Origin of the sequence: Plectonema radiosum NIES-515, assembly GCF_025753815.1 — a bacterium.
GTDB lineage: Bacteria > Cyanobacteriota > Cyanobacteriia > Cyanobacteriales > Nostocaceae > Hassallia > Hassallia radiosum_A.
Genome location: NZ_JAOWRF010000381.1, coordinates 1 through 4,058, shown reverse-complemented (window position 1 = coordinate 4,058; position 4,058 = coordinate 1). Strand labels below are relative to the sequence as shown.

Sequence of the window (4,058 nt, the reverse complement as noted above, 5' to 3'; positions counted from 1 at the left end):
GGGAGGGGGGGATGGGAAGAAAGAAGAATTATTCTCCTTGTCTCCTTGTCTCCTTGTCTCCTTGTCCCCAGTCCCCAGTCCCTAGTCCCCAGTCCCTAGTCCCTAGTCCCAGTCCCTAGTCCCTAGTCTTTAGTAGTAATTACCTACTTTGCGGTGACGAACTGCGGTGAGTCCATCTTTGGAAACACGACCTTCTTGGACGGTGCAGTAAAGAATCCAGTGGTCGCTGCACTCCATGCTGTCGGTGACTTCACATTCCATGTATGCTAAGGCATCTGTGAGAATGGGAGAACCGTTTTTCGCATTTTGGGTTTTAATGCCGGCAAAACGGTCAGCACCCGGAGGTAGACGCTTGAGGAAGTGCTTTTTCAGTTCTTGATAATTTCCTTCTTCTAAGGCATTGAGGACGAAGCGATCGCCTATTTGCAATAATGATTCCATTGCTCTATCTTTGGCAACGGCTATTGTAAATCCTAATGGTTGCAAACTCGCTTGCGCTACCCAAGATGCCAACATTGCACTGCTGACGTCATCTTTTTTGGCTGTGAGAATATACAGTCCGCTGCTGATGCGTCCGAGGGCTTTTTCCATGTTGACATCAAGAGATTTAATCTGCTTGATGTTGCGTTCCCGCATCAACAATTGTCCTAAGTCTGTACCGGCTTCTTCACACAATTGGTATGTGGCTGCGGTGGGTTCACCTTTAATCCGAATTGCGGGGAAGGCTTCTTTAACACTCAAATCGATGAATTTTCTCCGGAGGGTGTCAATCGGTTCGTCATCCCCACCGTAAGATTCAAATAAGCCAACTTTTTGCTTGTTGTTGGCGACAACTAAAAGCGAATTAATCGCTGCTTGAGCGGCAACGGCTGCGGTTGGCGGCATTCCGATAATTATACCAGCTGCTCTACCTGCCAGTTCTTGAATTTCTTGGATTTCCGCACTGGTTAAGTCCATCATTTCGACGGCTACCCCAGTTTTTTGAATTCCTTCATTAATCGACATGGCGAGGCGATCGCTATAGCCGTAGTCTGAAACGTAAAATAAAGCTACGGTTGTTTGCGCTTCTGCTTGGACTTGGCTCCAACTTTGGTAGCGTTCTGTGAGAAAATCAAGGTTGTGGTGGAGTAAGGGTCCGTGACCGTTGGCGATGATATTGATTTTGCCAAGTTCGCCCATTCTTTTCATTGCATTCAGCAAAGAGCGAGCATTGGGACCCATCAAGCAATCGTAGTAAAATCGAAAGTCAGCTTCAATTGCTTCTAAGTCTTCGTCAAAGGTACGCTCGTCGCAAAAGTGCATCCCAAAAGCATCACAGGTGAAGAGAGTTTGGGTTTTGCGATCGAAGCTAAATATTGTATCGGGCCAGTGCAAGTTAGGGGCACTGACGAATTCTATGACGTGTCCGTTGCCTAAGTCAATGCGATCGCCACTTTTAACAATTCGCTTGGAAAATGGCTCGTGTACCAAGCCTTCGAGAAATTGTAGGGCAATTTTTGAACCTAAAACCGTTGCTCTGGGCGCTAATTGCAAAACTTCTTCCACCAAGCCGCTGTGGTCTGGCTCTGTGTGGCTGATTATGATATAATCTATTGCCTTGGGGTTGATTAAACCTTTGAGCGTGTCTAAATACAGTTGCTCAAACTTCCGGTGGGAAGTATCAACTAATGCGGTTTGCTGACCGCGAATTAGATATGAGTTGTAGGTTGTACCGTTTTGCAAACCGAATTCGATGTCGAAGCGATCGCGGTCCCAATCAAGAGAACGAATCGCTGTCGTATCCGGGGCAATTTCTACGGTTTGTATTGTTAGCCTTTTTTGGGCATTTTCGGCGATCGCTACCATTATTCGTCTCCGAACGCAAATATCAGTATTTTTCTCTGTTTTTATTTTGCATGTAAATATTTTTTAAAGTTGTAATAAAAGGCATAAATTATATAATTCTAAAAGTAGCAAATATTGCTCTTTTTGAGCATCCTTTTTGACGATAATATTTTCATAACAAAAAGCAGAAACTAATCAAGCCAATTTGTATCTAATGTGCACGTTTATCTTCCATGTTTATCAACTTAAACATTGTATTGTCAGGCATAAATAATCAAACTTATTTTGTAATTTAGGCTTCAAAAAAAGTCAAATCTAAATATTTACTCAGAAATTGGGCAATGGGCAATGGAAATAAAAAGAAGTTTCCGAATTTTACTTGCCCCATGCCCCATTACGAATATTCATAAAAAATGGCGAGTGAAATTATGTAAAAACGCAGTCTGCATGACTGCACCAAAGGATAAACCTATGAATGAAAAGATACTTGTAACTAAAAATGTTTGCCGTTCTCCTAAGCCGCATCTTTGAACGTCTATTCTTAATAATATGTTCGCCGAAATGATTACTAAGGTATCAAGAAATACTTTAAACCAGGCGAACATCAGAAAGAACAAGAAAGCAGCTAAAACGGAAAAAGCTAAAGTTCTAGTGTCCGATTTAAAGAAGATAATAGAATAGTCTGCCATCTTCAACCAGGGAGTTGTCAAGGCTGAGAGCAAAAACAACATAGCTGTGACTACCGTCAACCAAATATACCAAGGTGAATGTGCTTGCGATATCAACCAGCCCAAGCTAGCGTAGGCAAGTACTACTAACGTTAGGGAAACCCAAGGAAAACTTTTTATTAATGTCATACATTGACATGAGTTGATTTTCCAATACCATATCAGCTCATTATTCCACAACTATCTGTTCTGCTGCAAGCAAATGTTTTCAGCTACTTGACTTTTATGCCAATTTATGATTAAACTATCAGCTTTAATCGATAGGCTGATACTTTGCTCTTGTCGATGTCTAAACCGATTTCTGTGTCTTGATGTAGGGGTTTTCAACTGGTGACTGGTGACTGGTGAATTCTTTGTTGATAAATTTTTACTTGAATGATTTAGACTAAAAGTCTAACAGATGAGTGTATTTTCCCTTCATTCAATAGGATTCTATGCTCTTGCAAAGAAAGACAAACAAATTTACAGAGAATTATCGCTCAAATTAGTTAAATATGTTCTTAAACATTTGTAAACTGTTAGCAGCGATCGTAGCCGCGTGTCACGTCTTGTTAAGGAATTCTCATGAGACAACTTGTTATTGTTGAGCGCGTATGCCTCATCGGTCATATTTTATCGAAGGCTTTTGGACTGCTTGGGATACTACTAGTCATACCTAATGCCGAAGTAATTCTGAATTTAGGCAGTGTTGGACAGACTGCTATGCAATCTAGTATGGCTAACGGCGGTGTAGTTGATATTATATTAGGTACAGTAGCTGTCAGTATTTATGCGTATCGAGTTTTGGGATTGCGAAACTGGTTAGGATTCATGCTGCCATCTGTGTTTATCTCTGTAGGAAGTGAGTTGCTGGGAACTAGCACAGGATTTCCATTTGGTGATTATAGCTACTTAAGTGGGTTGGGCTATAAAATTGCAGGTTTAGTACCGTTTACAATTCCTATATCCTGGTTCTATGTTGGTCTTTCGGCGTATTTAATCGCTAGAGCCGGTTTGCAAGTAGCAGAAAAACCAAGTTTAGTGCGTCACATTGCTGCTATAGCGGTGGGTGCTTTGTTATTCACCTGCTGGGACTTTGCTTTAGAGCCAGGTATGAGTCAAACCGCTTTTCCGTTTTGGTATTGGGAAAAACCAGGAGCTTTCTTTGGCACACCTTACGGAAACTATGCTGGTTGGTTTGGTACAAGTTCTTTATTCATGACTGTAGCAGCGCTGTTGTGGAAAAATGCGTCGATTAAATTAGAGCGATCGCAACTCAATGTTCCAATAATAGTTTATATCAGCAATTTTGTCTTCGCTGCCGGACTCAGCTTAGGATCTGGGTATGCGATTCCAGTTTTGCTGGGCTTTTTTGGTGGTGTAGTTCCGGCTTTAGCTCTGTGGTGGAGAACTGCAAATACACCCACACAACGAGCCGTTGAAACAAACACAGAAATGCAAGTGGCTCCTGTCAAAGTTGCTTTGAAGTAAGCATTTTCAGAAAAAAAGGGGGGAAGCGTGGTGTGG

The 4,058-nt window shown here is 41.9% G+C and carries 3 protein-coding genes; 1 reads left to right on the top strand and 2 read right to left on the bottom strand.

Going from position 1 to position 4,058, the window contains the following annotated elements:
* Positions 1 to 129 precede the first annotated feature (129 nt).
* Together OGM63_RS26845 and OGM63_RS26840 are read right to left on the bottom strand one after the other, a co-directional pair.
* On the bottom strand, positions 130 to 1,845 hold the full coding sequence (locus OGM63_RS26845; protein ID WP_263748773.1) for a diflavin flavoprotein: 1,716 nt from the start codon (positions 1,843 to 1,845) through the stop codon (positions 130 to 132).
* A 383-nt stretch (positions 1,846 to 2,228) separates the two neighbouring features.
* Positions 2,229 to 2,681, bottom strand: a complete 453-nt coding sequence (locus tag OGM63_RS26840) for a hypothetical protein (protein ID WP_263748772.1) — start codon at positions 2,679 to 2,681, stop codon at positions 2,229 to 2,231.
* A 435-nt stretch (positions 2,682 to 3,116) separates the two neighbouring features.
* Here OGM63_RS26840 and cruF point away from each other — a divergent pair, with 435 nt between their 5' ends.
* On the top strand, positions 3,117 to 4,022 hold the full coding sequence (gene cruF / locus OGM63_RS26835; protein WP_263748771.1) for a gamma-carotene 1'-hydroxylase CruF: 906 nt from the start codon (positions 3,117 to 3,119) through the stop codon (positions 4,020 to 4,022).
* The last annotated feature ends 36 nt before the right edge of the window (positions 4,023 to 4,058 follow it).